Source organism: Achromobacter sp. ACRQX, assembly GCF_022346505.1.
Taxonomy (GTDB): Bacteria; Pseudomonadota; Gammaproteobacteria; order Burkholderiales; family Burkholderiaceae_B; genus Achromobacter; species Achromobacter animicus.
In genome coordinates this window covers 92,810-119,002 of sequence record NZ_JAKRML010000014.1, presented here as the reverse complement: position 1 = coordinate 119,002, position 26,193 = coordinate 92,810, and the positions used below count along the sequence as shown (strand labels likewise).

25 protein-coding genes and 2 tRNA genes are annotated in these 26,193 nt (G+C 65.6%); 9 read left to right on the top strand and 18 right to left on the bottom strand.

Annotation, left to right across the window (positions count from 1 at the left end):
- Positions 1-68: 68 nt before the first annotated feature.
- From gltS to MHZ91_RS14805, 4 genes are read left to right on the top strand one after another with little or no spacing between them, the layout of a single operon-like run.
- Positions 69-1,277 (top strand): sodium/glutamate symporter, encoded by a 1,209-nt coding sequence (gene gltS / locus MHZ91_RS14820; RefSeq protein WP_175186380.1) that lies wholly within the window; start codon positions 69-71, stop codon positions 1,275-1,277.
- Positions 1,278-1,279: 2 nt separating this feature from the next.
- A complete protein-coding gene (locus MHZ91_RS14815) occupies positions 1,280-2,776 on the top strand; it encodes a TAXI family TRAP transporter solute-binding subunit (protein ID WP_239214314.1) in 1,497 nt (498 codons plus the stop codon).
- A 42-nt stretch (positions 2,777-2,818) separates the two neighbouring features.
- Positions 2,819-3,085, top strand: coding sequence for a hypothetical protein (locus MHZ91_RS14810; protein WP_239214313.1), 267 nt, complete (start codon positions 2,819-2,821; stop codon positions 3,083-3,085).
- A gap of 5 nt (positions 3,086-3,090) precedes the next feature.
- Positions 3,091-3,558, top strand: a complete 468-nt coding sequence (locus MHZ91_RS14805) for a YaiI/YqxD family protein (protein WP_175139079.1) — start codon at positions 3,091-3,093, stop codon at positions 3,556-3,558.
- 36 nt (positions 3,559-3,594) lie between these two features.
- Here MHZ91_RS14805 and MHZ91_RS14800 read toward each other — a convergent pair whose 3' ends face one another.
- From MHZ91_RS14800 to MHZ91_RS14770, 7 genes are all read right to left on the bottom strand, one after another.
- On the bottom strand, positions 3,595-3,762 hold the full coding sequence (locus MHZ91_RS14800; RefSeq protein WP_175125403.1) for a hypothetical protein: 168 nt from the start codon (positions 3,760-3,762) through the stop codon (positions 3,595-3,597).
- A 294-nt stretch (positions 3,763-4,056) separates the two neighbouring features.
- Positions 4,057-4,131, bottom strand: a tRNA-Val gene (locus MHZ91_RS14795).
- A gap of 61 nt (positions 4,132-4,192) precedes the next feature.
- A complete protein-coding gene (dnaQ, locus tag MHZ91_RS14790; protein WP_239214311.1) occupies positions 4,193-4,918 on the bottom strand; it encodes a DNA polymerase III subunit epsilon in 726 nt (241 codons plus the stop codon).
- A gap of 44 nt (positions 4,919-4,962) precedes the next feature.
- Positions 4,963-8,061, bottom strand: coding sequence for an efflux RND transporter permease subunit (locus MHZ91_RS14785; RefSeq protein WP_239214309.1), 3,099 nt, complete (start codon positions 8,059-8,061; stop codon positions 4,963-4,965).
- 30 nt (positions 8,062-8,091) lie between these two features.
- Positions 8,092-9,174, bottom strand: coding sequence for an efflux RND transporter periplasmic adaptor subunit (locus MHZ91_RS14780; RefSeq protein WP_175186377.1), 1,083 nt, complete (start codon positions 9,172-9,174; stop codon positions 8,092-8,094).
- 199 nt (positions 9,175-9,373) lie between these two features.
- Positions 9,374-9,835, bottom strand: coding sequence for a ribonuclease HI (rnhA, locus tag MHZ91_RS14775; RefSeq protein WP_175139095.1), 462 nt, complete (start codon positions 9,833-9,835; stop codon positions 9,374-9,376).
- 50 nt (positions 9,836-9,885) lie between these two features.
- Complete coding sequence (locus tag MHZ91_RS14770) at positions 9,886-10,665, bottom strand: class I SAM-dependent methyltransferase (protein ID WP_175139096.1); 780 nt, start codon at positions 10,663-10,665, stop codon at positions 9,886-9,888.
- Positions 10,666-10,684: 19 nt separating this feature from the next.
- Between MHZ91_RS14770 and gloB the strand changes: the two genes are divergently transcribed.
- From gloB to fabI, 3 genes are all read left to right on the top strand, one after another.
- Complete coding sequence (gloB, locus tag MHZ91_RS14765; protein ID WP_239214306.1) at positions 10,685-11,506, top strand: hydroxyacylglutathione hydrolase; 822 nt, start codon at positions 10,685-10,687, stop codon at positions 11,504-11,506.
- 7 nt (positions 11,507-11,513) lie between these two features.
- The gene (locus MHZ91_RS14760) at positions 11,514-12,932 is read left to right on the top strand and encodes a transglycosylase SLT domain-containing protein (RefSeq protein WP_175139097.1); all 1,419 of its coding nucleotides are present in this window, start codon (positions 11,514-11,516) and stop codon (positions 12,930-12,932) included.
- A 141-nt stretch (positions 12,933-13,073) separates the two neighbouring features.
- Positions 13,074-13,859 (top strand): enoyl-ACP reductase FabI, encoded by a 786-nt coding sequence (fabI, locus tag MHZ91_RS14755; protein ID WP_175125419.1) that lies wholly within the window; start codon positions 13,074-13,076, stop codon positions 13,857-13,859.
- An 81-nt stretch (positions 13,860-13,940) separates the two neighbouring features.
- Here the strand turns inward: fabI and MHZ91_RS14750 are convergent, their stop codons facing one another.
- Positions 13,941-14,339, bottom strand: coding sequence for an OsmC family protein (locus MHZ91_RS14750; RefSeq protein WP_239214304.1), 399 nt, complete (start codon positions 14,337-14,339; stop codon positions 13,941-13,943).
- Positions 14,340-14,546: 207 nt separating this feature from the next.
- On the opposite strand from MHZ91_RS14750, the gene MHZ91_RS14745 reads away from it, so the two are divergent.
- Complete coding sequence (locus MHZ91_RS14745; protein WP_175139099.1) at positions 14,547-15,224, top strand: tellurite resistance TerB family protein; 678 nt, start codon at positions 14,547-14,549, stop codon at positions 15,222-15,224.
- 86 nt (positions 15,225-15,310) lie between these two features.
- Here the strand turns inward: MHZ91_RS14745 and MHZ91_RS14740 are convergent, their stop codons facing one another.
- The 3 genes from MHZ91_RS14740 to MHZ91_RS14730 form a co-directional block, all read right to left on the bottom strand.
- On the bottom strand, positions 15,311-16,297 hold the full coding sequence (locus MHZ91_RS14740; RefSeq protein WP_239214301.1) for a tripartite tricarboxylate transporter substrate binding protein: 987 nt from the start codon (positions 16,295-16,297) through the stop codon (positions 15,311-15,313).
- 19 nt (positions 16,298-16,316) lie between these two features.
- On the bottom strand, positions 16,317-17,201 hold the full coding sequence (gene nadC, locus MHZ91_RS14735) for a carboxylating nicotinate-nucleotide diphosphorylase (RefSeq protein ID WP_175125433.1): 885 nt from the start codon (positions 17,199-17,201) through the stop codon (positions 16,317-16,319).
- Between the two features lie 82 nt (positions 17,202-17,283).
- Complete coding sequence (locus MHZ91_RS14730) at positions 17,284-18,213, bottom strand: hypothetical protein (RefSeq protein ID WP_239214298.1); 930 nt, start codon at positions 18,211-18,213, stop codon at positions 17,284-17,286.
- A 222-nt stretch (positions 18,214-18,435) separates the two neighbouring features.
- Between MHZ91_RS14730 and MHZ91_RS14725 the strand changes: the two genes are divergently transcribed.
- Positions 18,436-18,663: a hypothetical protein gene (locus MHZ91_RS14725; protein WP_175125437.1), complete on the top strand. Its 228-nt coding sequence runs from the start codon at positions 18,436-18,438 to the stop codon at positions 18,661-18,663.
- A gap of 51 nt (positions 18,664-18,714) precedes the next feature.
- Here MHZ91_RS14725 and MHZ91_RS14720 read toward each other — a convergent pair whose 3' ends face one another.
- The 7 genes from MHZ91_RS14720 to MHZ91_RS14690 form a co-directional block, all read right to left on the bottom strand.
- The gene (locus MHZ91_RS14720; protein ID WP_239214295.1) at positions 18,715-19,680 is read right to left on the bottom strand and encodes a tripartite tricarboxylate transporter substrate binding protein; all 966 of its coding nucleotides are present in this window, start codon (positions 19,678-19,680) and stop codon (positions 18,715-18,717) included.
- 69 nt (positions 19,681-19,749) lie between these two features.
- On the bottom strand, positions 19,750-20,928 hold the full coding sequence (locus tag MHZ91_RS14715) for a CaiB/BaiF CoA-transferase family protein (RefSeq protein ID WP_239214293.1): 1,179 nt from the start codon (positions 20,926-20,928) through the stop codon (positions 19,750-19,752).
- Between the two features lie 29 nt (positions 20,929-20,957).
- Positions 20,958-21,896 (bottom strand): hydroxymethylglutaryl-CoA lyase, encoded by a 939-nt coding sequence (locus MHZ91_RS14710; protein WP_239214291.1) that lies wholly within the window; start codon positions 21,894-21,896, stop codon positions 20,958-20,960.
- 196 nt (positions 21,897-22,092) lie between these two features.
- Positions 22,093-23,025, bottom strand: a complete 933-nt coding sequence (locus tag MHZ91_RS14705) for a LysR substrate-binding domain-containing protein (protein ID WP_239214290.1) — start codon at positions 23,023-23,025, stop codon at positions 22,093-22,095.
- A 116-nt stretch (positions 23,026-23,141) separates the two neighbouring features.
- A tRNA-Ser gene (locus MHZ91_RS14700) sits at positions 23,142-23,232 on the bottom strand.
- A 145-nt stretch (positions 23,233-23,377) separates the two neighbouring features.
- Entirely contained in the window at positions 23,378-24,931 is a 1,554-nt protein-coding gene (locus MHZ91_RS14695) for a SpoVR family protein (RefSeq protein WP_175125455.1), read from the bottom strand.
- Entirely contained in the window at positions 24,928-26,187 is a 1,260-nt protein-coding gene (locus MHZ91_RS14690) for a YeaH/YhbH family protein (RefSeq protein ID WP_175125456.1), read from the bottom strand. The genes MHZ91_RS14695 and MHZ91_RS14690 overlap by 4 nt, the downstream gene beginning before the upstream one ends.
- Between the last annotated feature and the right edge of the window lie 6 nt (positions 26,188-26,193).

Genomic DNA, 26,193 nt, shown 5'->3' with positions numbered 1-26,193 from the left:
ACAGCGGGCTTGAACATCGGGTTTGAACAGCTAGTCTTGCTGCGCCCCGGCGGGGCGCGAAGGTTCATATGATCTCCCTTTCGCCCGTCCAATCCCTCCTCGCCTGCTGCCTCGTGCTCGTCATCGGACGGGTCATGACCACGCGCATCGGCGTTCTCGCGCGCTACAGCATTCCGGACCCCATCGTAGGCGGCCTGCTGTTCGCCGTATTGGCCTATCTGTTGTCCACCTGGGGCGGCGTCGCCGTCTCGCTGGAGACCAGCATCAAGCCCACGCTGCTGCTGCTGTTCTTCGGCTGCATCGGGCTTACCGCCAACCTCAAGCTGCTGGCGCGCGGCGGGCCCCGTCTCATCGCCTTTCTCCTCGCGTTGATTCCGTTTCTGGTCCTGCAGAACGCCGTGGGGCTGGGCATGGCATGGCTGCTGGACATGCATCCGCTCATGGGCCTGCTGGGCGGCACGATCACGCTGGTGGGCGGTCACGGCACCGGCGCGGCCTACGCGACGCGCTTTGCCGACTTCAACAACATCCAGGACGTCATGCCGCTGGCCATGACGGCGGCGACGCTGGGACTGGTGCTGGGCGGCGTGGTGGGCGGCCCCGTGGCGGAATGGATCATGCGCCGCCACAAAGTGTCGGGCAGCCTGGACCACACCGCGGCCGAAGGCCACCAGGCCGCCGACCTGAATGAAACGCATCAGCCGCCCACCCCCGGTACGTTCATCCTGTCCATGACCGCCGCGTTCGTCTGCCTGGTCGTCGGCGGCATGCTGGCAGCGCTGGTGGAAGATGCCCCGGTCAGCCTGCCCAACTTCCTGTGGTGCCTTGCGACCGGGGTACTCATCCGCAATGCAGGGCCGCTGGTGGGCATCCGGCTCGACGATCGCGCCACCGACATCATCGGCACGATCTCGCTATCGCTGTTTCTGGGCATGACGATGATGACGCTGGACCTGTCCAGCGTCGCGCGCTTGGCCGGTCCGCTGGCGCTGATGCTGGCGGTGCAGACGCTGGTCTGCGCGCTGTATGCCGCCTGGGTGGTGTTCCGGCTGCTCAAGCGCGACTACGAGGCCGCCATCATGTCCGCGGCATTCTGCGGCTTCGCGCTGGGCGCCACCGCCACCGCCATCGCCAACATGCAGGCGCTCACGCGCCGCCACGGTCCGGCGCCGGAAGCCTTCATCGTGGTCCCCGTCACCGGGGCCTTCCTGGTGGACATCCTGAACGTGATCGTCCTGAGTTCGCTGATTTCCTTGCCGTTCGTGGGAGGGATGTAGCCATGTTCAAAAGACTCTTGATGGTCCTGCTGTGCGCGGTGCTGGCCGCGTGCGGCCGCGCGCCCGACGCGGACGCCCTGCGCGTGGACGTCACGCGCAGCCTGGATGCGACCTATGGGCAGGACCTGTTCCGCATCGCGGATCTCAAGCGCATGGGGTCGGCCACGGACAGCACCGCCCCGGCGGGCGAAACCCGGCGCGTCGTGTACTACGACATCGACCTGGAACTGACCCGCGACATTTCGCTGGGCGCATGGGATCAGCCCGGCGCGGCGTCGCTGGTGACGTTGCTGGGCGCCGGTCCGCGCAGCATCAGCGGCGTGAAGTCCGGCGGCAACAAGGCCGGCGATCGCATCATTGCCCACGCCAGCGCCATCTACCGCGAAGCGGACGGCGCGTGGAAGCTGGTGACGCCCGCAGGCTTCAAGGCGGCCGAGGCGCCGTCACTGGATACCGGGGCGCCGCCGCCCGTCACGCGCCAGCTGCTGGACACGCTCGACCAGATCACCCACTCGGTAACCTACAGCGCGTCCAGTACGGCCCAGCATGTGGTCCAGCAGGAGCTGGAACGCTCGGTCGCGCGCATCAATGGCCGGCTTTCCCGGCTCCAGCAGGGTTATCCGTTGGCCGGCGGTCCGGACCGCGGCGAGTACCTGGTCTTTTCCCGCGCCCTGAGCGACGTGGCGCGCGCGCGCCAGATCCGGGTGTCGCCGCTCATCACCGGCGGCGGGGCCGACAACATCGCATTGCTGCGCAGCGGCGACGCCGTCGTCGGCCTGGCGCAGGCCGATACCGCGCAGATGGCCTACGAGGGCACGGGTCCCTTCGCGGGTCAGGGGCCGTTTCCCGGCCTGCGTGCGCTGGGCAGCCTGTATCCGGAGATGGTCCACATCGTCGTGCGCGACGATCCCGCTCTGCGTGGCGTGCGAGATCTGAAGGGCAAGACGATCGCATTGGGTCCCGAAGGGTCAGCCGTGCGCGCAACCCTGCAAACTGTGCTGGCCGCGCATGGCCTGCAGGCCGGGCGCGATTACCAAGTGTCCGACACCCCGTTTATTGCCGCCCTGCCGCTGCTGCAATCCGGGGCGGTCGACGCCGCCGCCCAGGTGATCGGCGTGCCGGCCACGCCGCTGCGCGATGCGCTGATTCCCGCGCAGCTCAAGCTGCTGCCGCTCGATGCCGAGGCGATCAAAACCCTCACGGCCGGCGACAGCGTGCTGATGCCGCTGGACATCGCGGCCGGCACGTATCCCAATCAGCAGGAACGCATCCCCACGGTGGGCGTGGCGGCGCTGATGCTGACCACCACCGACCTCACGCGCGACGAAGCGCTTGTGGTCGTGCGCGCGGTCTACCAGGCCGGCCAGGACCTGCTGGCGGCCGGTTCGACGCAGGGCTCGCAGGTATCGGCGGCCACCGCCCGGCTCGGCCTGAGCGTGCCGCTGCACGACGGCGCCGAGGAAGGTATCGCCCAACTGGAGCACGGCAAACCGCGCTGACGCGCGTTGCGTCTATGATGGCGCTCCCTATCAGGAATTCCGATGAACAAATTCGATCTTCAAAAGAACCAGGCCCTCAAGCTGGCCGGCCAACTCAAGCAATCGGCGACGCCCGACCGTTTTGGCGCCTCGTCCCAAGTGCCCGACCGCCGCGAGCAGCGCAAGCTGGATCAGGCCGCCGGTCTGGTGCCCTTCCCGCTGAAGCTGGCGCAAACGCAGGCCGACAAGCTGCGCGCCGCCGCCGCCGAACGCGGCGTGTCGACCAACGACCTCGTGGCCGAGGCGCTTGAGAAAGCGCTGGGCAAGTAAACGCGATGCACATCTGGGTCGACGCGGACGCCTGCCCCGCCGTCATCAAGGACATCCTGTTCCGCGCCGCGCAGCGCTGGCAGGTGCCCCTGACGCTGGTGGCCAATCAGGCGCTCTACACGCCGCCGTCGCCGCTGATCCGGGCCGTGCAAGTGCCGCGCGGCTTTGACGTGGCCGACGCGCATATCGTGGAGCGGGCGGAAAAAGGCGACCTGGTCATCACCGGCGACATTCCGCTGGCTGCGCAGGTGCTGGAAAAAGGCGCGATGGCGCTCAATCCCCGCGGCGAACGCTATTCGCCGGAAACCATCCGCGAACGGCTGGCGATGCGGGACATGATGGAAGAACTGCGCGCCAGCGGCGTGGACACGGGCGGTCCGCCGTCGTTCAGCCAGTCCGACCGCAAGGCGTTCGCGAACCAGCTCGACACGCTGCTCGCGCGGGTGGCCCGCCAGCAGGCGCAGAAAAGCTGAAAACCGCCGGCAGGGCCAGCGGTCAGTTATCAGCGGTCAGTAGAAGGTGATGTATGCCTTGTAGATGATCGCGCCGATCGCGGTGACAAGGCCCAGGCCCATCAGGGTCATGCCGAGATTGCGGTCACGAAACCCGAAGCCGATCAACATGAGCGCCACGCCGGTGCAGATGATGATGAGCATGGTGTTGGTATGCGGACCCATGGCCTTCTCCTGTTTTGCTCGGCAGCGATTCGCCGTTTTATCGATGATAGACAGGCGTGGAACAGGCTTGGCGCAACCGAAAGCTGGCCGATTGCGACAGATCAGAAGAAGATTAATGAATCGAAAACAAAAAAGCCAACCGATGAAGGTTGGCTTTTTGCTTGAGCATTACTGCCCGAAATACTGACTGCCCGAAGAACAAAACCGATATCGCTAATTACTGCTGCATTACTGCTACGACATGGGCGTTGTCTTTTGGGGCTCTTCAAAGGCTGTGAAGCCCCAGAAGGTCTTTGGTGGGTAGTACTGGGTTCGAACCAGTGACCCCTGCCGTGTGAAGGCAGTGCTCTACCACTGAGCTAACCACCCCGAAAGAGGCGAAATAATAGCACGAATTTTTAAACGTGTGCAAGTCGCCTCGGGAAAACTTTCAAGCGGATGCCGCCACAAGCGCATCGAGCTTGCGCCAGATGCTCTCGCCGCCCACGCTCTTGTCTAGCGCAGCCACGTAAGCTTCGTGCTCGGCCAGCTCTTCGGCGTTGGCGTACAGCACCGGCAGCCCCGATGCGTCGAACTTGGCCAGCACCAGGCCATCGCTGCCGGTGCCCGCATCGTCGTCCACGTCGATCAGCAGCGCGTCCTGGCCGCGCGTCATCGCCAGCCAGACTTCGGCCAGAAGCTGCGAGTCGAGCAATGCGCCGTGTAGCGTACGGTGCGCGTTCGAGATGCCGAAGCGGTCGCACAGCGCGTCCAGCGAGTTGCGCTTGCCGGGGAACAGCGACCGGGCATGCAGCAGCGAGTCGGTGACGGTCTCGCAGAACTCGGTGATGGGACCGCGGCCGGTCTTGGCAAGCTCGGCGTTGAAGAACTTCACGTCGAACGCGGCGTTGTGCGCGATCAGCTCGGCGCCCTGGATGAACTTGACGAATTCGTCCGCGACCTCGGAAAAGCGCGGCTTGTCCGACAGGAACTCGGTGGTCAGCCCGTGCACCGCGAGTGCCTCGGGATCGCTGTCGCGGTCCGGATTCAGATAGATGTGCAGATTGTTGCCCGTGGCCATCCGGTTGACGAGCTCCACGCAGCCGATTTCGACGATGCGATGACCCTGTGCAGGGTCCAGTCCGGTGGTTTCAGTGTCAAAGATGATCTGGCGCATAACGATTCCGACCCGTCGATTCCGACGGGTCTATTCCGAAGGGTTTATTCCGATGCTTGAGGCTGCGAGGCTGGCGGCGTATGCGGTTGATGCGCTTCGCTGCCGGACTCGCCTGCCTTCTTGCGTGCGGTGGCGATCAGCGTGTAGGCCACCGGCACGATGAACAAGGTCAGTAGTGTACCCAGCAACAGCCCGCCGACCAGAACCCAGCCGATCTGCTGCCGCGATTCCGCGCCCGCGCCCGTGGACAGCGCCAGGGGGACGGTACCCAGCACCATGGCGCCCGTCGTCATCAAAATGGGCCGCAGGCGCAGCACGCTGGCTTCGACCACGGCCTCGAACAGCTCCCTGCCCTCGTCGCGCAACTGGTTCGTGAATTCCACGATCAGGATGCCGTGCTTGGTGATCAGGCCGACCAATGTAATAAGCCCGATCTGGCTGTAGATGGACAGCGTGCCGCCCGTCAGCCACAGCGCCAGCAATGCGCCGGTCATGGACAGCGGTACCGACAGCATGATGATGAACGGATTGCGCCAGCTTTCGAACTGCGCGGCCAGCACCAGATAAATGAACGCCAGCGCCATCGCGAACACCAGATAGATGCTGCCCGACGAATCGCGGAACTCGCGCGACTGGCCGTCCAGGTCCGTGATGATCGTGTTGGGCAGGACCTCACGCGCCACCTGGTGCATGTGTTCCAGCACTTCGCCCAGCGCATAGCCGGGCGCGACAGCCGCGTCGATCTTCACGGCGCGCAGGCGGTTGAAGTGGTTGAGCGACTGCGGCGACACGCCTTCGTGCACGCCCAGCAGGTTGTCCAGCTGGACCATGCTGCCGTCGCGCGCGCGCACGTAGATGCCCGAGATGTCGGTGGGATTGGCGCGGTCGCGCGGCGTGACCTGCACGATCACGTCGTACTGCTCGCCTTCGTCCTTGTAGCGGGTGACCTGGCGGCCGCCCAGCATCGATTCCAGCGTGCGGCCCACGACGTCCACGTTGGCGCCCACGTCGGCCATCTTGTCGCGGTCCACGCGCACGCGCAGCTCCGGCGTGTTCAGGCGCAGGTCGGTGTCCAGGTTCAGCAGGCCGGGATACTTGCGCAGCTCGGTCAGGAAAATCTGGGTCAGCCGCGACAGCTCTTCGTACGAGGCCTGGCTCATGATGATGAACTCCACCGGCTTGGATCGGGCCGACTGGCCCAGCGACGGCGGATTGGTCGGAAAGGCGCGCACGCCCGGCAGCGACGCGAACTGCGGCTGCAACTGCTGCGTGATGGTCTGCTGCTTGCGCTCGCGTTCTTCCCAGGGCTTCAAGCGCAGGATCGCCGTGCCGTCCGTGACCGTGGGAAAGCCCACCGTGACCTGGCTGCCGCTGGCTTCCGGAATGTCGGCATAGAACTTCTCGATGCCCAGCATGCTGTCCAGCGTGTAGTTCAAGGTCGCGCCCTCGGGCGCGTTCACGATGCCGAACACCACACCGCGGTCCTCGACCGGCGCCAGCTCGCTCTTGACCACCTTGAACAGCACGCCGCTGCCCGCGGCCACGGCCAGGCCGATCACCACGACGATCCAACGATGCCGCAGCGACGCGCCCAGCATGCGGCGATAGCCGTTGCTCATGCCGTTCAGCCAGCCTTCGATCAGGTTGTACCAGCGGCTATGGCTGGTCTCATGCCGCAACAGCACGGAACACATCATGGGCGTGAGCGTCAGCGCCACGAAGCCCGACACCAGCACCGCGCCGGCCAGCGCCAGCGCGAACTCAATGAACAGCCGGCCGGTGCGCCCCGTGGCGAACGCCAGCGGCGCATACACGGTGACCAGCGTCATGGTCATGGCGACCACCGCAAAGCCGATTTCCTTGGAGCCGCGCAGCGCCGCTTCCTTGCGTGGCATCCCGTCCTCGATGTGGCGGTAGATGTTCTCCAGGACCACGATCGCGTCGTCCACCACCAGGCCGATCGCCAGCACCATGGCCAGCAGGGTCAGCGTGTTGATGGAAAAGCCGAACAGGTACATCAGCGCACACGCGCCCACCAGCGACACCGGAATGGTGACGATGGGAATGATGCTGGCGCGCAGGTTGCGCAGGAAGAAGAAGATCACCAGCACCACCAGCACAATGGCCTCGATGATCGTGTGGAACACGGAATCGATCGACCGCTCGATGAACACGGACGAGTCGTACGCGATATTCAGCTTCATGCCGGCCGGCAGGGTCTCGTTCAACCGGGCGACTTCCTGGCGCGCCGCCTTGGACAGTTCCAGCGGGTTGGCGGTGGACTGCCGCGTGACGCCGATGTTGATGGCGGGCTTGCCATTGAAGCGGGACAGGATGCGGTCATTGGCTGCCGCGATCTCAACCTTGGCCACGTCGCGCATCCGCACCGGATAGCCCTTCACGTTGGCGACGATCACGTCTTCAAATTGGGCCGGCGTCTGCAGGTCGGTCGCGGACACCACCGAGAATTCCCGCGCGCGCGATTCAATGCGCCCCGCCGGAATTTCCACGTTCTGGCTGCGCAGCGCGGCCTCGACGTCCTGCACCGTCAGGCCGTACGCGGCCAGCTTGTCGCGGTCGACGTAGATGCGCATGGACGGCAGCCGCTCGCCAAAGACGCGCACCTCGGCCGCCCCCGGCAGCACCGACAGACGGGTCTTGATATAGCGGTTGATGTAGTCGGACGTCTGGATGGCCGAGAACGATCCGGATTCCACCGCGATGTAGATGATGGGCTGGGAATCCGCCTCGACCTTGCCGATGATGGGCTCGTCGATCTCATCCGGCAGAAAGCGCCGCGCGCGCGAGACCTTGTCGCGGACTTCGGCCGCCGCGGCGTCCGGGTCGCGCGTCAGGTTGAACTTGATGTTGATCTGGCTGCGCTCTGACCGGCTGCGCGAGGTCATCACGTTGACGCCTTCGATGCCGGCCAGCTGGTCTTCCAGCGGCTTGGTCACCTGCGATTCGATCACCTCGGGCGAGGCGCCCTTGTACGTGGTGTCGACCGACACGATGGGTTCGTCGATCTTGGGGTATTCGCGCACCGTCAGGCGCGAGTACGAAATCAGGCCGATCAGCACGATGATCAGCGACAGGACCGACGCGAACACCGGGCGCTTGATACAGGTTTCCGAGATACGCATGGCGCTATCGCTGAAAGGGTAAGGGGCCGGCTATTGGCCGTTGCCCACAATGGTCACGGGCGCGCCATCGGTCACGCGCTGCAGGCCCGAGACCACCAGCTGGTCGTTCAGGGCGACGCCGGTCAGGATCTCGACGCGGCCCTCGCGGCGCTCGCCGATGGTCACTTCGCGCCGATGCGCCACGCCGTTCTCGACCCGGTAAACGTACTGCGTTTCGCCCGACGGCGATAGCGCAGCCTCGGGCGCGACCAGCGCCTTATCCTCGTTGAACAGCAGTTGCACCCGCGCGAACATGCCGGGGCGCAGCACGCCGTCCTGGTTGGCCACGGTGGCGCGCAGCAGGATCGACCGGCCGCCCGCGTCGACCAGCGGGCTGACCGCGTAGACGAGTCCCCGGCGCTCCTGGCCGGGCAAGGCGTCCAGGCGCAGCGTCAGTTGCTGGCCGACCCGCACCTTGCTCAAGTACATCTCGGGCACGCGGAAATCCACCTTGAGCGGATCGATCGCCTCGAGCGGCGCCAGGTCCTGCCCCTGGTTCACGTAGTCGCCCACCGACACGCTGCGCAGGCCGACGATGCCCGCGAAAGGCGCGGTAATCGTCATCTTGTCGAGCCGCGCCTGGGCCAGCGCCACGGCGGCCTCTTGCACCTTCAGCGTGCTGGCCGACTCGTCGCGCGCCTGCTGGCTGACGAAGCCCTTGCCCTGCAGCTCGACGGCGCGGCGGTAATGGCTTTGCGCCAGCGTGAGGTTCGCGCGCGCCTGCGCAAGTTCAGCGCGCGGCACCGAATCGTCCAGGCGGATGAGCAACTGACCCTGCTTGACGGGCTGGCCTTCTTTGAAATCAATGGCCTGGATGCGCCCGGCCACTTCGGGGCGCAGGACGACGGACTCATCGGAACGCAGGCTGCCCACTGCGGACAGACCGCGTGCAAAGGGGATTTCCTGGACGGCGGCCACGGCCACGCGGGACGGCGCGGCGGGCGCGGCTTGAGATTTGGTGGTGACCGGGGCGGGAGCGGCGGACGGCGCCAGCCAGCGCGGCACAAACACGCCGAGCGCGGCCCCCGCGGCCAACCCTGCCGCGACGGCGGCCAGCAGTACAGCTTTTTTCATGCGCGAAAGTGGCGGTGTTGCGGCGCGGACCGGGCATGCCCCACTCGGACGTCGCCGCAGGAACTGGAGGAAGGGAAGGCACTTTAGCACCCGGATTTACATACTGGAACAATCCTGAAGCGCGATGAAAGAACTAAATCTGCCCTAGTGGGCCGATTTGAGGGTATTTCCGGATGCCGGCGGGGCGGCCCGATACCGTTCAGGCGCGGCGCGCGACGTCGACGCCCATGTTGGCAAGCTGGTCGGCGCGCTCGTTGCCGGGGTCGCCCGCGTGACCGCGAACCCAGCGCCACGACACCGTGTGCCGCTGCACCTGCTCATCCAGCGCCTGCCAGAGCTCGGCATTCTTGACCGGCTTTTTCTCGGCGGTGATCCAGCCGCGCCGTTTCCAGTTGGCCAGCCACTCGGTCATGCCCTTCATGACGTATTGCGAGTCGGTGTGGATGGTGACGACGCACGGACGCTTGAGGGCGCGCAGGCCTTCAATGACCGCCAGCAGTTCCATCCGGTTGTTGGTGGTCTGGAGTTCGCCGCCATGCAGCGTCTTTTCGTGCGCGCCGGCGCGCATCAGCACGCCCCAGCCGCCGGGACCCGGATTGCCCTTGCAGGCGCCGTCGGTCCACATTTCCACTTTCTGATCGTTCGCTTTGTTGTCCTGCATGGTGCTGCGTGCGTGTCCTTGTTCTTGCAATGTGAGGCCGGCCCGGCCGTTCAGGAGGGATCGAAGCCGTCGTCCGCCTGGCGGTTGACCACCACCGACGCCGCGCGTGCGCGCTTGGGTTTGGTCTTCCAGGCAGGCCCGATGATACGCATGCCGGTCACGCGCTTGACCGCCGAGACCATGTAGACCGCCCCGCCCAGGCTCCACCAGCGGGCGCCGGCGGATTCCAGGAAGCCCCAGCGCTGCAGCCATTTTTCGCTGCGGCAGGCCGGCGCGTAGCAGCCGAACTGGCTTTCATCGACCTCCAGCGACAGCAGCTTGAACCAGTCCTTGAGCCGCACAAGCGACACCTGGGACGACGGCGGCTGCGGCAGCCAGGGCTCCATGCCGGGCATGCGGGTGCGCGCGCCCCACATGCTCCAGGGATTGAACCCCGAAATGACGACCCGCCCCTCGGGCACCAGCACGCGCTCGACCTCGCGCAGCACGTTGTGCGGATCGGGCGTGAGTTCGAAGGTGTGCGGCAGGATCAGGAGATCGACGCTTTGCGATTCGAACGGCAGGGCCTCGGGCTCTGCGACGACCACGCGCGACTGCCAGCCAGGCATGTTCTCCGGCGCAGGGGTCTCGGTGCCCACATAACCCTTGAACGGCATCCGGTTCGCCCGCAACAGGTTCAGGTCGGCAAGGCCGACCTGCCAGGCGTAATATCCGAAGACATCCGCGACGGCCGCGTCGAACTGGGCCCGTTCCCAGGCCAGCACGTACTGGCCCGGCGGCGTCTGGAACCATTCGGCCAGTTCTACAATCGGCGGAGTTTCTTCTGCCACGTTTTTTCCTTCGAATCCCATGCAAGCCTTGACCGCCCCCGCAGGCGGCCGCGAACGCAACGCCGCGGTCTTGCCTTTGCCAGCCTTTTCCGACAACTACATCTGGGCAATCGTCCAGGACGGCCTGGCGGCTGTCGTGGACCCCGGCGAAGCCGGCCCCGTGTTGCAGTTCCTGGATCAGCATGGCTTGAAGCTGCGCGCCATTCTACTCACGCATCACCATGGCGACCATGTGGGCGGCGTGCTCGAATTGTCCCGCATCGAGGGCATCACCGTATATGGTCCGGCGCGCGAAAAGCTGCCGCGCTGCGACGTCCGTCTGGCCGAAGGCGACCGCGTGACGCTGCCGGAACTGGACCTGGACCTGACCGTGCTGGACGTCCCGGGCCACACCGCCGGGCACATCGCCTACGCCGGCCGCGCGGCCGGCGTCGAGCACGCGCTGTTCTGTGGCGACACGCTTTTCGCGGGGGGCTGTGGCCGGCTTTTCGAAGGCACCCCAGCGCAAATGTTTGATTCCTTGGAAAAATTTTCCGCTTTACCGCCGGATACAAAAGTTTTTTGCGCACACGAGTACACTCTAGCGAACCTTCGCTGGGCATCGGCCGTCGAACCGGCCAACCGCGACCTGCAAACGTGGCAACTGCGGGCCCAGCAATTACGCGCGGATGGTCACCCCACGCTTCCTTCGACCATCGGCCAGGAACGCGCGACCAATCCGTTCTTGCGCACGCAGCAGCCCGACGTCGTCCAGGCCGCCGCAAGCTGGGCCGGACGCCACCAGCAAACGCCGGTAGAGGTTTTTGCCTCCCTTCGTGAATGGAAGAACGATTTCAAGTGACCACCTGATGAATCTATCCCGACTCCTTCTGCCGCTCATGCTGGCAGTCCTCGCCGGTTGCGCAGGAACCAAAGCCCCCGATAGCAAGAACCTCACCACCAATTCCCAAGGCCGATACATCGCCCGGGACACTTCCCGCACGATCGACCTGACCAACCCGCCGGCCGACGCCTGGGACCGCATCCGCCGCGGTTTCGCGATCCCCAACCTGAATACCGACCTCTCCAAGCAGTGGACCGACTACTACGCGTCCCACCCCGAGGCGGTGCAGCGCATGGCGGAACGCGCGGGCAAATACCTGTACTTCATCGTCGACGAGATCAACCGCCGCGGTCTGCCGACCGAGCTGGCGCTGCTGCCCTTCGTGGAAAGCGCGTACAACCCGACGGCGCTGTCCCGCGCGCAGGCTTCGGGCCTGTGGCAGTTCGTGCCGGCCACGGGCCAGCATTTCAACCTGAAGCAGGACTGGTGGCGCGACGAGCGCCGCGATCCCATCGCCTCGACCAACGCGGCCCTGGACTACCTGGAAAAGCTGTTTGAAATGCAGGGCGACTGGTACCTCGCCCTGGCCTCTTACAACTGGGGCGAAGGCTCGGTGCAGCGCGCCATGGCCAAGAACGAGGCCGCCGGCCAGAACACCGACTACCTGTCGCTGAACATGCCGGACGAGACCCGCAACTACGTGCCCAAGCTGCAGGCCATCAAAAACATCATTGCGGATCCGCAGCGCTATGCCGTGGCCCTGCCGCCCGTTGGCAACACGCCGTACTTCGTGACGGTGCAGAAGAACAGCGACATCGACCTTGAAATCGCCGCCAAGCTGGCCGAAATGCCGCTGGACGAATTCAAGGCCCTGAACCCGTCCTTCAACCGCCCGGTCATCCGCGGCGACCATGGCCCCACCCTGCTGCTGCCGGCCGACCGCGTCGAAATCTTCAACGCCAACCTCACCAACTACAAGGGCGACCTGTCCGCCTGGAAGGTCTACCACTCCCGGCGCGGCGAGTCCTACGCGGCCATCGCCAAGCGCTTTGGCGTGTCCGAGGCTTCTCTGCGCGAGACCAACGACATCAGCCGCCGCCAGAAATCCGCGAACGGCCAGGCGCTGCTGGTGCCGGGCGACCCCGGCACGGGCGGCGTGCAGATCGCATCGCTGGCCCCGCCGGTGGGCGCGCTGGACGCGGCGCCGCAGGACAACAAGGCCGCCGCCCCGCGTGGCCGCACCACGCAGGCGCCCGCCGCCCGCGTTTCCAGCGCCCGCCCCAACGTCCGCAGCCACAAGGTCCGCCAGGGCGACACCCTGTTCTCGCTGGCCAAGCAATACGGCACCACGGTCGACGCGCTGCGTGCGCTCAACAACATCAAGGGCAGTGCCCTGAAGATCGGCACGCAGCTCCGCGTGCCGGGCACAAACGCGCGCGGGTAACCTCCCGCCATAATCGCCGCACACTCGGCGCGACACCCCGGCGCGGCACCCCGCAAGGGGGCCGCGCCGTCTCGCCCGCTGGACCGCCAAATTCCCTAAAATAGGCGGCCTCCAGAAGGGAAAAATTTCAAGGACACATCTATGGGCTTTCTCGCCGGCAAGCGCATCCTGGTCACCGGGGTGCTTTCCAACCGTTCCATCGCCTACGGCATCGCGCGCGCCTGTCATCAGCAAGGCGCCGAACTGGCGTTCACCTACGTGGGCGACCGCTTCAAGGACCGCGTCAGCGAATTCGCCGCCGAATTCGGCAGCAACATCGTGCTGCCCTGCGACGTGGCCGAAGACAGCCAGATCGACGGCGCCTTCGCCGAACTGGGCAAGCACTGGGACGGCCTGGACGGCCTGGTCCACTCCATTGGCTTCGCCCCGCGTGAAGCCATTGCCGGCAACTTCCTGGACGGCCTGTCGCGCGAAGGCTTTCGCATCGCCCACGACATCTCGGCCTACAGCTTTGCCGCCATGGCCAAGGCCGCGCTGCCCCTGATGGAAGGCCGCAACGGTTCCGTGCTGACGCTGACGTACCTGGGCGCCGAGCGCGTGGTTCCCAACTACAACACGATGGGTCTGGCCAAGGCGTCGCTTGAAGCCAGCGTGCGCTACCTGGCCACGGCGCTGGGCCCGCGCGGCATCCGTGCCAACGGCATCTCCGCCGGTCCGATCAAGACCCTGGCCGCCAGCGGCATCAAGGACTTCTCGGCCATCCTGAAGTTCGTGGAAAACCAGTCCCCCCTGCGCCGCAACATCACCATCGAAGACGTCGGCAACGTCGCGGCCTTCATGCTGTCGGACCTGGCTGCCGGCGTGACCGGCGAGATCACCCACGTGGACGGCGGCTTCTCGACCATCGTTCCGGGCATGGAAGAGTAAGACTTTCCTGGGGCGGGGCCTGGCGCCCCGCCTTGCCGAACGGGGCCGTTTTCTACGGCCCCTTCTCAGATTTCCTGTTTCTCAGTCCGGCCGCACGATCAGCGTGGACACCTGCACGTCCACGGCCGTCATCAGCTTGTGGATCGGGCACTTCTCGGCCACCGCCAGCAATTCGTCGATCTGCGCATCGGACAAGTCGCCGTGCAGCGTCAGCTTGGCGGTCAGACGGTAGATGCCACGGCGTTCCTCGCTGGCATCGCGCACCACTTCCACCCCCACCGATTCCAGCGGCAGGCCCTTGCGCTGCGCGTAGACCATCAGCGTCATCGCCTTGCAGCCGCCCAGCGCGGTATCGAAGTAATCGTGCGGATCCGGCCCCTCGCCTTGCGGCTTGGGCATGTCCAGCGGCAGGTCGTGGCCTTCGGCCGTTGCGGTGAATTGCAGGGACTGGGGCGCATTCTGGCGCACGCGGATGCTCATGGGTCGGTTCTCCTGTGTTGGGACTACCAGGGACAGCCTTGGATGATCTGGCTGCGCCTGCGTGGGGCGGCCGGTCGGCCGGCGACAAGGACGGTTGTAGCACTTGCCGCAGCCTTCCGGGGCCGGATCAACCGCCTGACGGTTAGCTGAACTTCCTGCGACGGCCACGGTCCGATATCCCTGACCGACCGTTTTACAGGAGGCCGCATGAGCGCCCGGCAATTACTTGATCAACTGTTGCAGTCCGGACAAGGGCTGCTTTCCGACACGACGAACCGCGTGCAGAACGCCACGGGCGGCAAGGGATCGTCCCTGCTTTCCGGCTTGGGCGGCGGCGCCCTGGGCGCAGGCGCCCTCGGCCTCTTGATGGGCAGCAAGAAGGCCCGCAAGATCGGCGGCAAGGTCGCCATGTACGGCGGCATGGCCGCGCTGGGCGCATTGGCCTATCGCGCCTACGGCGACTGGCAGCGCAAGCAGGCGGGCGCGCCCACTGCCCCGCCCCAGACGCTGGACCGCCTGCCCGCCCCCGAGGCCGAACAGCACAGCAACGCCGTCCTCACCGCCATGATCGGCGCGGCCAAGGCCGACGGCCACATCGGCCCCGAGGAGAAAACCCTGCTGGAAACGGAACTGGCCAAGCTGTCATCCGACGCCCAGGACCGCCGCTGGCTGGAAGCCGAGCTGTCCCGTCCGCTGGATCCCAGCGTCATTGCCCAGTCGGCCAAGACGCCCGAAATGGCGGCGGAAATGTACCTGGCCAGCCTGCTCGTCGTGGACGAGGAAAGCTACATGGAGCGCGCGTACCTGGATGAGCTGGCGCGTCAGCTCAAGCTGGAACCGGGCCTGAAGGAGCAATTGGAGCAGCACGCCAAAGCGGCTGTCTGATAACAGCGGCTGACGCTGCAACCGTAGTTCCAGCCCCCTCCGCGGCCGATTCCGCGCATCACGCGCCGGATCGGCCGCTTTGCCGTTCAATCTGCCCGCAATCCGATCGCCTCGGTCAGCGCCGTATAGCGGTCGATGTCCGCGCCGATCATCTGCTGAAACTCTTGCGGCGAGCTGCTGGCAGGCGTAAAGCCCTGCTCACGCAGTGCGGCCTGCACATCCGGCCGCCGCACGATCTTCCCCACCGCCGCATTCAGCTTGTCGACCACTGCCGGCGGCGTCGCCGCCGGGGTCAACAGGCCGTGCCACTGATCCAGCGCATAGCCTGACACGCCCTGCTCGGCCACCGTCGGCACGGTGGGCATGAGCGGTGACCGCGCGGGCGACGTCACGGCCAGCGCGCGCAGCTTGCCCGCGGCGATCAACGGCGCCGCGCTGGAAGCCGTCACTACCCCCACGCCCACCTGCCCCGCCATCACGTCGGTCAGCGCCGGGCCGCATCCCTTGTACGGCACCTGCTGCATCACCGCGCCCGTCTTGCGCGACAGCATCTCGCCCGCCAGATGCTGCGGTGTGCCGTTGCCGCACGTCGCAAACGCCAGCGGCTTGTCCGGCACGGCGGCCACGATCACGTCATCAAGATTGCGCAAAGGGGACGCCGCCGGCACGACAAACACCGAGGGCACGAAAGCCACATTGATGACCGCCGAAAAATCCCGCTTCGGCGAGAAGCCCAGATTGCGATAGACGCCCGGGTTGATCGCAAACGAGCTGTTCACCATCAGCAGCGTGTAGCCGTCCGGCGGCGACTCGGCCACGATCCGGGCACCGATGTTGCCGCTGGCGCCCGGCCGGTTCTCCACCACCACCGGCTGACCCAACGACTCCTGCAGACTGGCGCCGATGCGGCGTGCAAGCAGATCGGTCCCGCCGCCGGGCGGAAACGTCACGACGATCGTGATGGGATGCGACGGATACGACGCATCGCCCGGCGCCTCGCCCGAGGGCGGATTACCGCAGGCGGTCAGCGACAGCACAACAAGCGTAAGAGACGAAAGCAGCAGGCGTTTCATGTTCGCGACCAATAAAATGTCAGGCGTCCAGACCAATGTCCAGCACCTTGGCGCTGTGCGTCAGCCAACCCACGGCGATCTGGTCCACGCCGGTAGCGGCCACGGCCGCCGCGGTTTCGGGCGTGATCCGGCCCGAGGCTTCCGTAATCGCCCGGCCCCGCGCCATCGCGACGGCGCGGCGCAGGTCATCCAGGCTCATGTTGTCCAGCAGCACCACGTCTACGCCCAGCGACAGCGCCACTTCAAGCTGCTCCAGCGTGTCCACTTCCAGCTCGATCTTCACCATGTGGCCCACGCCGGCGCGCGCCCGTTCGACGGCCGTCGCCACGCTGCCGGCCAGCGCAATGTGGTTGTCCTTGATGAGCACCGCGTCGTCCAGCCCATGACGGTGATTGCTGCCGCCGCCCACGCGCACCGCGTACTTCTGCACCGCCCGCAGCCCCGGCATGGTCTTGCGCGTGCACGTGACACGCGCGCCGAAATCCGAGATGGCCCGGGCGATCGACGCCGTGGCTGTCGCCACGCCGCTCAGGTGACACAGAAAATTGAGCGCCACCCGCTCCGCGCTAAGCATCGCGCGCGCATTGCCCTGGATGCGCGCGATCTCCATCCCGGGCTCGAGATCGCTGCCATCGCGGCGCGACACCGTGAATGCCAGGTTCGGGTCCATCGTGCGGAACGCCAGCCGGGCCAGATCCAATCCCGCCAGCACGCCCTCCTGCCGCGCCACGAGCCGCGTTTCGGCCGTGGCATCGGCCGGCACGATGGCGTCGGTCGTCAGGTCGCCAGCGCGGCCCAGGTCCTCCAACAACGCCGCCCGCACGAGCGGCTCCAGCATGACGTCCGGCAGCGGCGGAACGGGAAGGCGATCGGCTGCGAGAGGCTTTGCGGCTTTAATGCTCATTTTGAGTATTTGTAGCGTAAAAAAAGGCGCGCAAGAATTGCGCACCAATTATGCTAATTATGAGTATAAGCCTTGTCAAGCATCAAACGACGCGCGACACCGGCAGCTTGCTGCCTGCAATGGCCCGCTCCAACAGCACGTCGCGCCGGAACCGGAACAGTTTGGCGGGCCGGCCGGCGGTGCCGGTCGCCATGGCGCCGGTCTCTTCGACCAGATCCTGCTGTTCGATGAAGCGGCGGAAGTTCTGCTTGTGCAACCCACGCCCCGCCAGCGCCTCGACCGCCATCTGCAGCTGCAACAGCGTGAACTCGTCCGGCATCAGTTCAAACACCACCGGGCGGTACTTGATCTTGGCGCGCAGCCTCGCAATGCCGGTGGCCAGGATGCGCCGGTGGTCGTGGCGCATCGGCTGTCCGGGTACCACCGCGGTTTCGCCGGTGCGCCGCACCGCCTCGGGCACCAGCCCGGCTTCGAACAACAGTTCGTAGCGCTGCAGCACCATGTCCTCATTCCACGCCGCGCCATCCAGTCCAAAGGTGATCGCCGCGCGCTGCTGGCGGCGCGCGCGGACCGATGCGTCCGCGCTGCCTTCGCACCACGCGGTGAGCCGCGGCACGATCACCTCCTCGACGAGCGCCGGCGTGCCCGCGCGGCGGTCTTCCCACGGAAAGTAGCGATACCAGTCCTGCCAGCCGACTTGCGCAACGCCCGTCTCGCCCGCTTCGCGCGTGAGGCCCAGGTAGCTGACCGAGATGACCCGCCCGCCGGACTCATCCGAGCGATCGCCGTCCGCAAAGGTATACAGCTGCTCGACATACCCCAAAGGATGATGCGTCTGCGCCTCGACCCAATCGCGCAGGCCGGCCTGCAGCGACCGGTGCGACAACTCGAACGGCCCGGCCGGCAACGCCCTGGCATCGTCCGTCGTCAGCACCCGCGGCTCGCCGTTGGTCACCGCAACCAGCACGGCAACGAGTTCAGCATGGACGGAGCGTTCGACGGATTCGGTCAAGGTGGGCGTGGGGGTATCGAGGATGGGCGGTCGGCAGAAAATGGCGGCGCGAAGCTCGAGATTATAAGGACGCAGTGTGGCAAGTTTTGATGGCCTCGTCCTGCAACAGCCCCTTGCAATCGTGACATCCAGAACGCTGCCTCACCGGGATGGGGGTTCTAAGATGGACCAATGTCCAGGCGCGGCGCCATCCTGGCCTCGCGCGCAGTCGGAGCAATCGCCATGCTGAAAACCACCCCTGATCCCACCACTGCGTCCAAGGGTGCGGACGAACAAAAGCCCCCGACCGACCCGCGCAAGGGTACGGAGACCCTGCCCATGCCGGATGAAAGCAACGTCGTCGCAGGCATGCCGCGGCGGGGCCGCGCCATTGCGGAACCCGGGGAGCCGGGTGTCATCACGCCGGAAGACGACGTGCTGGATACGTCGTACGACACACCCAAGACGTGACACGCACGGTGTTCCGCGCATAGGGATCGCCGGCGCAAAGCCGGCGATCCCTCAGTCCAGCTTCACCTTCGCACCCTCGATCACAGGCTTCCACTTCTGGTAGTCCTGCTTGATGGTCGCCGCGAACTGTTCCGGCGACGTGGGCATGGCCTGCGCGCCCTGAGCCGCCAAGGCCTCCTGCATCGCCGGCAATGCCAGCACCTTGTTGAGCTCCGTGTTCAGCGTCTGGATGATGGGCTTGGGCGTCTTGGCGGGCGCCAGCAATCCATACCAGACCCGTACGTCAAAGCCGGGATAACCCAGTTCCGCCACGGTCGGCACGTCGGGCAGCGCCGGGCTGCGCTGCGGCGAGGTGACGGCCAGCGCGACCGCGCTTCCGGCTTTGAGCTGCGGCGCCGCCGACGGGATGGACGTGAAGATCACCGGCACCTGCCCGCCCAGCAGATCCGCCATGGCGGGCCCCGACCCCTTGTACGGCACGTGGACCAGCTTGACGTCCGCGCGCTGCTGGAGCAGTTCGGCAGCCAGGTGCGTGATGGTGCCGGCGCCGGGCGACCCGTAGTTGACGGCCCCCGGCGCCTTGCGGGCCGCTTCGATCAGCGCCTGCAAGGTCTGGTAGGGACTGGATTTGCCCGCCACGATGACCAGGGGCGCTTCGCCCACGATGCCAATCGGCGCAAAGTCCTTGATCGGGTCGTAGGAAAGCTTGCTGTAGATGGAAGGCGCCACCGCCAGGTTGTCGACCTGCCCCATGACGATCTCATAGCCGTCCGGCTTGGCCCGCGCGGCCGCGCCGATGCCGATGGTGCCGCCTGCGCCCGGCCGGTTCTCGGCCACCACGTTCCATTTGGTCGTCTCGCCCAGCTTGGCGCTCACTGTGCGCGACAGGAAGTCCGTGCCGCCGCCTGGCGTGAACGGCACGATGATGCGGATGGGTTGATTCGGGTAGGACTCTTGGGCGTGGGCGCCTGCCGCGACGCCCAGCACGCAAGCTGAAAGCAGAAGGTTGCGTAGCATGTCGTTTGTCTCCGTCGTTATTGCTTTATGGGCAGGCTGTGTCGCCTTGGTGGTCCTGCCGCGGCGCATTCAGATGACGCCGCGTTCCTGCAAACCGCGGATGTCGTCCTGCGCGAATCCGAATCGCAGCAGCACATCACGAGTATCGGCGCCCAGCGCGGGCGCGGCTTGCACGGGCCGGGCTTCGGCCTGCGCAAACTTGATCGGGAAGCCCAGCATCCGCACATCGCCGTGGCCGCCATGCGGCACGTCGATGGCCATGCGCTGGTCCTGCACCTGAGGATCCTCGAACACTTCCTGCAGGTTCAGCACCTGACCGCACGGCACGCCGAACCGGTTCAGGCGTTCGATCCAGTGGGCGCTGGTGTGCTGACGCGTGCGCGTCTGGATGGCCTCGGTGATGGCACCACGATTGCGCATGCGATCGGCGTTCGTCGCAAAACGGGGATCGGCGCGCAGTTCCGATAGCTCCAACGCGTCCAGCAGCTTGTGATAGACGACGTCGTTGCTGGGCGCGATTGCGACCTGCCCGTCGGCCGTCTCGAACAGCCCGTAGGGCGACGCGATGCCGTGATCGTTGCCCGTGCGCGCAGGCAGCCGGCCGTCGGCAAAATAGTTCGACGCCTGAAAGCTCAAGAGGCCGATCATGCTGCCCAGGAGGCTCACGCTGACGCTGTCACCCTGCCCGGTGCGCTCGCGCCGCAGCAGTGCCGCCACGATGCCGAGCGCGCCATTCATGCCGGCCACCAGATCGCTGATGGGGGGGCCCGCGCGCATGGGCGGCTGACTTTCCGCGCCATTCAGGCTCATGAACCCGCTCATCGCCTGCGCGATGAAATCGAATGCCGGCCGGTCGCGATAAGGCCCCGTCGTACCAAAGCCGTTGATGCTGCAATGAATGATGTCGGGCTTGAGCGCCTTGAGCGCCTCGTCGCCCAGCCCCATCTTCTGCATTACGCCCGGCCGGTAGTTCTCGACGATGACATCGCATTCGGCGATGAGGCGCCGCAGCACGGCCTTGCCTTCCTCGCTGTAAAGGTCGAGCGTGACAGATTTCTTGTTGCGGTTGTAGTTGGCGAAGTACCAGCTCAGGCCGTCGCGTATCACGCCCTGGGCGCGCACCGGGTCGCCTTCGCCCGGCGTCTCGATCTTGATGACCTCTGCGCCCATGTCGGCAAGCAGAGAGGTGCAGAACGGACCCGAGATGATGCGGGTCAGGTCCAGAATGCGGAATCCGGATAAAGGCATGGGTTCTTTTGAATCCAGGGTTGCGGAAATCAGCCGACGGCGGCCACGGCGCCGTCGTAATCGTGCAAGGCAAGACGCGGCCCGGCCTTCATCACCTGTCCTGACAACCGGCGCTTCATCACCTGCTCAAGATGCCGCGACGCCTGGATCAGCGCCGCCAGGTCGATGCCCGTCTCGATGTCCATCTCGTGCAGCAGGTTGACCGTGTCCTCGGTGCAGACATTTCCCGTCGCCCCGGGCGCGAAAGGACAGCCGCCCAAGCCGCCCAGCGACGATTCAAAGGATGTGATGCCGGCATGCAGCCCCTCGACCACATTCACCAGCCCGAGGCCGCGCGTGTTGTGAAAATGCAGCGAAAAGTCCATGGCCGGAAACGCGGCGCGCAGCGCGTCCACCGTCTTGCGCACCAGCCGCGGCGTCGCCATGCCCGTCGTGTCGCCGAGCGTGACGGCGTCGAAATCCAGGCGGGCAAACTCGGCCACGATGGTCTTCAACGTGGCGATATCGACATCGCCTTCAAACGGACAACCGAAAGCGACCGCGATGGCGCCCTTGCGCCGCATGGGATGTTCCTGCAACAGCGCCGCCACATCCTCGATGTCGCGCAGCGATTGCTCCACGGACCGGTTCAGGTTCTTTCTGTTGTGGCTTTCGCTGGCCGACAGGAACACCACGACCTCATCGGCACGCGATGCCAGCGCGCGTTCAACGCCGCGCGGGTTCGGCGCCAGCGCGCTCAACACGACGCCCGGCCGCTTGTCCGCCAGCGCCAGCAACTCCGCGGCGTCGCGCATCTGCGGCACCGCCCGGGGCGACACGAACGAGGTTGCCTCGATGTGGCGCACGCCGGCGGCAATCAGTTCATTCAGGATGGCAGCCTTGGTGTCGGTGGGCACGAACTCGGACTCGCTTTGCAGTCCGTCCCGCAGTCCCACCTCCACGATCTGCACTCGGCTTGGAAGGCTCACGTCTCTCTCTCCTCGCGCCCGCGCGGCGGGCGGTCCATGGGCTTGATGAGCCATCTTCCGAGGTCCGCCGGCGTGGCACAAATCGCGATTCTTCAGCGGGGCATCGCCATTCGCGATGGCTGCGCGCGGCGGCGCCTGCATTGGCCGTCCGGATTTTGCTACGCAACATCCGGATCCGAATCCGGAAAGACCTGCCTCAATTGCTGGAGGCGGCGGCCTCTTGCAGCAGGTGCTCCATCAGCAACCTGGCAGCGCCGGACAGGGGCTCATTGCTGCGCACGCACAACTTGAGCTGGCGACGCGCCCACGCGTCCGTCAAAGGGATAATCCGTAGATCGCCGCAATCGAAGAGGGACAGCGCCTCCACGGGCACGATGCCAATGCCCAGCTCGCAGCGCACCATCGACACCAGCGCATCGTATGACGTGACCTGGAACCGCAGCCGCACCGTCCGATTGATGGCTGCCGCCTCGCGCGTGAACAGGTAGTTCGCCGCGCTGCCCCGGTGCATGCCGACGTGGTCGTATTCCAGCGTGTCGGCAAACGCCACGCGCTCCCGCGCAGCCAGCGGATGAGACCGGTTGGCCAGCAGCGTCATCACATCGCGCCGGTACGGAAAACTCTGCAGCCCGCTGTCGTCGTCGGTCTGGGTATAGATACCGATATCGCTCATGTTCTGCTGCACCGCTCGCGTCACCGCGGAACTGACGTTCTCCTCCAGATCGATCTGCACGCCGGGGTGCAGCGTCAGAAAGCGCCGCAGATCCTGGGGCAGGAACTGCGTGATGGAAGAGAGGTTTGCCGCGATGCGCACATGCCCGCGCACGCCCGACGAAAAATCGCGGATCTCGTCGGTGAGGCCGCGCGCCTGATGCAGCAGCGCCCGCGCATGGCGCGCCAACGCATGCCCCGCGCCCGTCGCCGCCACCCCTCGAGCATGCCGCGTGATCAGCACCACATCCAGGATGCGCTCCAGCTCCGACAGCCGCTTGCTCAGCGCCGAGGGCGCAATGTGCTCACGCGCGGCGGCCGCGGCAATGCTGCCCTCTTCGACCACGGCCACAAAGACCTGCAGGCTGTAGAGATCCAGGCGAGGCGCGGATGATCGAATCGGCAGGTCGAAAGTCATGGCACGAGCGTACCGTAACGATTCCCGGAAATGCAAAAGGCCCCGGTCTCTGGGAGATCGGGGCCTTTTTTGGCTTGGCCGCTTTTTAGCGGGCTTGGCGGCCTTGCCAGGATTCCTGGCGGACAGAGGGGGATTCGAACCCCCGATACGCTTTTGACGTATACACGCTTTCCAGGCGTGCGCCTTCAACCACTCGGCCACCTGTCCTACTGCACTTCCAGGGGCCTTTCGGTGCTGATGAAGGGCGCTGCTGAAAATGCGAATCCGCGATTCTAGCAGAATCGGCAACAGCACAGCAAGCGGGCAAACAAAAAGGGACGCACTACGCGCGTCCCTTCCCCTGCCGGCGCCATTACTTCGACGCGGGCGGGTCCTGCTCCCGGTAGGAGCTGATCGTGCCGTCCGGTTCGGTTTCTTCCAGCCGGACGCGGAATCCCCATAGACGTGCCAGATGCTTCATGACCTGTTCGGCATCTTCACCGGCCAGCGGTCGGCCGCGGCTCTTCAAGTGGCGCAGCACCAGCGAGCGGTCGGTGTCGCGGTTGAAGCGGACGACCTGGATGTCGGGCACCAGGTTGTCGCGATTGTGCTGCGCAGCGAGCAGGCGCCGGATGTCGCGGTAGCCCTCGTCGTCGTGGATCGCGGCCACTTCCAGCTTGGGGTTGGCCTGGTGGTCCGAGATCGCGAAGAAGCGGAATTCGCGGATCAGGCGCGGGGACAGATACTGCGAGATGTAGGACTCGTCCTTGAAATTACGCATGGCGAAGTCCAACGTCTTCAACCAGTCGCCGCCCGCGATGTCGGGGAACCAGCGGCGGTCTTCGGGCGTGGGCGCTTCGCAGATGCGGCGGATGTCCGACATCATTGCAAAGCCCAGCGCGTACGGGTTGATGCCGCCATAGCCGCGCTCGTCAAAGCCGCGCTGGCTGACGACGTTGGTGTGGCTTTGCAGGAACTCCATCATGAAGCCGTCGTTCACCAGACCCTTCTCGTGCAGGCGGTTCAGGATCGTGTAGTGCCAGAACGTGGCCCAGCCTTCGTTCATGACCTTGGTCTGGGTCTGCGGATAGAAATACTGCGCGACCTTGCGGACGATGCGCACCAGCTCCTTCTGCCACGGGGCCAGCTTGGGCGAGTACTTCTCGATGAAGTACAGCAGGTTTTCCTCGGGCTCGGGCGGAAACACGGACGCCGCGACGCGCGTGTCCTTGTCCGCTTCGATGCGCGGCAGCGTGCGCCACAGGTCGTTGTACTGCAGGCGCGCGTGTTCCTCGCGCTCGGCCTGGCGGGTGGCCTCTTCCTTGAAGGAGACCGGCGTGGGACGCTTGTAGCGGTCGACGCCGTGATGCGACAGCGCATGGCACGAGTCCAGCAGCGACTCCACGGCGTCGATGCCGTAGCGGTCTTCGCACGCCATCACGTACTTGCGCGCGAACACCAGGTAGTCCAGCACGCCGTCGGCGTCTGTCCATTGCCGGAAGAGATAGTTGCCCTTGAAGAAGGAATTGTGCCCGTAGCAGGCGTGCGCGATCACCAGCGCCTGCATCGGCATGGAATTCTCTTCCATGAGGTAAGAAATGCACGGGTTGGAATTGATGACGATTTCGTACGCCAGCCCCTGCATGCCGCGTCGGTAGTACTGCTCGTTGCGGATGAATTCCTTGCCGTACGACCAATGCGGGTAGCCAATAGGCAAGCCCGCCGACGCGTACGCGTCCAGCATCTGTTCCGAGGTGATGACCTCGATCTGGTTCGGATACGTGTCCAAGCCATATTCGCGCGCAATCTGCGAGATCGCGTCGTCATAGGTCTGGATCAGTTCGAACGTCCATTCGGAACCCTGCGAGATCGGCCGGACACCGCCGTCCGATCCCGGCTCCACGAGCGCACCCATGTTGGCGTTCATGCGGTCTCCTTCTTGAACAGGTCGTGGAACACGGGAAAGATTTCCCCGCGGTCGCAAATGCGCCGCATGACGAAGTGCGGTTCCAGTTTCTGTTCATACTCGGCCCACAGACTGCTCTTGCGGGCTTCCTGCGAGTCGGGGATTTCGATGTAGGCAAAGTAGCGCGACGAAGGCAGCAGATGCTCGGCCAGGAATCGTGCGCTCTTGCCCGCATCGGCGCCAAACGAGTCGCCGTCGCTCGCCTGCGCCGCGTAGACGTTCCACGCGGACGGCGGATAGCGCTTTTCCAGGATCTCGCGCATCAGCTCCAATGCCGACAACACGATCGTGCCGCCGCTCTTGGGGTCGTAGAAGAACGTGTGCTCGTCCACTTCCTCGGCGTTGTCGGTGTGGCGGATGAACACCAGATCGACGTGCTCGTACTTGCGCGACAGAAACAGGTAGAGCAGCGTGAAGAAGCGTTTGGCCAGATCCTTCTTGCCCTCGTCCATCGAGCCGGACACGTCCATCAGGCAGAACATGACGGCGCGCGCCATGGGGATGGCGACCGACACGCGGTTGCGATAGCGCAGATCCAGGTCGTCCAGAAACGGCACGCGCGCCAGACGCTCGCGGCAATCCTCGACCTCCTGTTCCAGCTCGCGGATTCGAGCCTGCGACACACCCGCAGCCTTGGCCTCTTCCAGCGCGTCCTCGGCATCGCGCAGGTCGGCACGCGCCTTCACGCCCAGCGACACGCGACGCGCCAGCGATGACTTCAGCGTGCGGCTGATGCTCAGCGTGCTGGGCGAGCCGGTGGTGGTGTAGCCGGCGCGCTGCCACTTTTTCTGGCTGACTTCGCCCAGCTGGTTGCGCGCCAGGTGCGGCAGTTCCAGATCCTCGAAAAAGAGGTTCAGAAATTCGGCGCGCGACAGGCTGAAGGTGAACTGGTCCACCGATTCACCTTCACCCGGCTCGGAGCCGCCCTCGCCCTGCCCGCCCTGCGGCCGGTCGAAGGTGTCGCCCTTGGCGAATTCGCGGTTGCCCGGATGCACCATTTCGCGGTCGCCGCCCGCGCCGTGCCGGAATGTCGGCTCGGAAATATCGCGGGCGGGCAGATTGATCTCACCGCCTTGATCCATGTCCTGGATCGAGCGGTCACGGATCATCCCGTGTACCGCCTTGCGGATCTGATCCTTGTAACGCCGCAGAAAGCGTTCCCGGTTAACGGCGCTCTTGTTGCGACCGTTAAGACGGCGATCGATCAGTGAATTCATGATTCA

Coding starts and splice junctions, on each gene's coding strand:
- gltS (WP_175186380.1), top strand. CDS start 69: ATGATCTCCCTTTCGCCCGTCCAATCCCTCCTCGCCTGCTGCCTCGTG.
- MHZ91_RS14815 (WP_239214314.1), top strand. CDS start 1,280: ATGTTCAAAAGACTCTTGATGGTCCTGCTGTGCGCGGTGCTGGCCGCG.
- MHZ91_RS14810 (WP_239214313.1), top strand. CDS start 2,819: ATGAACAAATTCGATCTTCAAAAGAACCAGGCCCTCAAGCTGGCCGGC.
- MHZ91_RS14805 (WP_175139079.1), top strand. CDS start 3,091: ATGCACATCTGGGTCGACGCGGACGCCTGCCCCGCCGTCATCAAGGAC.
- MHZ91_RS14800 (WP_175125403.1), bottom strand. CDS start 3,762: ATGGGTCCGCATACCAACACCATGCTCATCATCATCTGCACCGGCGTG.
- dnaQ (WP_239214311.1), bottom strand. CDS start 4,918: ATGCGCCAGATCATCTTTGACACTGAAACCACCGGACTGGACCCTGCA.
- MHZ91_RS14785 (WP_239214309.1), bottom strand. CDS start 8,061: ATGCGTATCTCGGAAACCTGTATCAAGCGCCCGGTGTTCGCGTCGGTC.
- MHZ91_RS14780 (WP_175186377.1), bottom strand. CDS start 9,174: ATGAAAAAAGCTGTACTGCTGGCCGCCGTCGCGGCAGGGTTGGCCGCG.
- rnhA (WP_175139095.1), bottom strand. CDS start 9,835: ATGCAGGACAACAAAGCGAACGATCAGAAAGTGGAAATGTGGACCGAC.
- gloB (WP_239214306.1), top strand. CDS start 10,685: ATGCAAGCCTTGACCGCCCCCGCAGGCGGCCGCGAACGCAACGCCGCG.
- MHZ91_RS14760 (WP_175139097.1), top strand. CDS start 11,514: ATGAATCTATCCCGACTCCTTCTGCCGCTCATGCTGGCAGTCCTCGCC.
- fabI (WP_175125419.1), top strand. CDS start 13,074: ATGGGCTTTCTCGCCGGCAAGCGCATCCTGGTCACCGGGGTGCTTTCC.
- MHZ91_RS14750 (WP_239214304.1), bottom strand. CDS start 14,339: ATGAGCATCCGCGTGCGCCAGAATGCGCCCCAGTCCCTGCAATTCACC.
- MHZ91_RS14745 (WP_175139099.1), top strand. CDS start 14,547: ATGAGCGCCCGGCAATTACTTGATCAACTGTTGCAGTCCGGACAAGGG.
- MHZ91_RS14740 (WP_239214301.1), bottom strand. CDS start 16,297: ATGAAACGCCTGCTGCTTTCGTCTCTTACGCTTGTTGTGCTGTCGCTG.
- nadC (WP_175125433.1), bottom strand. CDS start 17,201: ATGAGCATTAAAGCCGCAAAGCCTCTCGCAGCCGATCGCCTTCCCGTT.
- MHZ91_RS14725 (WP_175125437.1), top strand. CDS start 18,436: ATGCTGAAAACCACCCCTGATCCCACCACTGCGTCCAAGGGTGCGGAC.
- MHZ91_RS14720 (WP_239214295.1), bottom strand. CDS start 19,680: ATGCTACGCAACCTTCTGCTTTCAGCTTGCGTGCTGGGCGTCGCGGCA.
- MHZ91_RS14715 (WP_239214293.1), bottom strand. CDS start 20,928: ATGCCTTTATCCGGATTCCGCATTCTGGACCTGACCCGCATCATCTCG.
- MHZ91_RS14705 (WP_239214290.1), bottom strand. CDS start 23,025: ATGACTTTCGACCTGCCGATTCGATCATCCGCGCCTCGCCTGGATCTC.
- MHZ91_RS14695 (WP_175125455.1), bottom strand. CDS start 24,931: ATGAACGCCAACATGGGTGCGCTCGTGGAGCCGGGATCGGACGGCGGT.
- MHZ91_RS14690 (WP_175125456.1), bottom strand. CDS start 26,187: ATGAATTCACTGATCGATCGCCGTCTTAACGGTCGCAACAAGAGCGCC.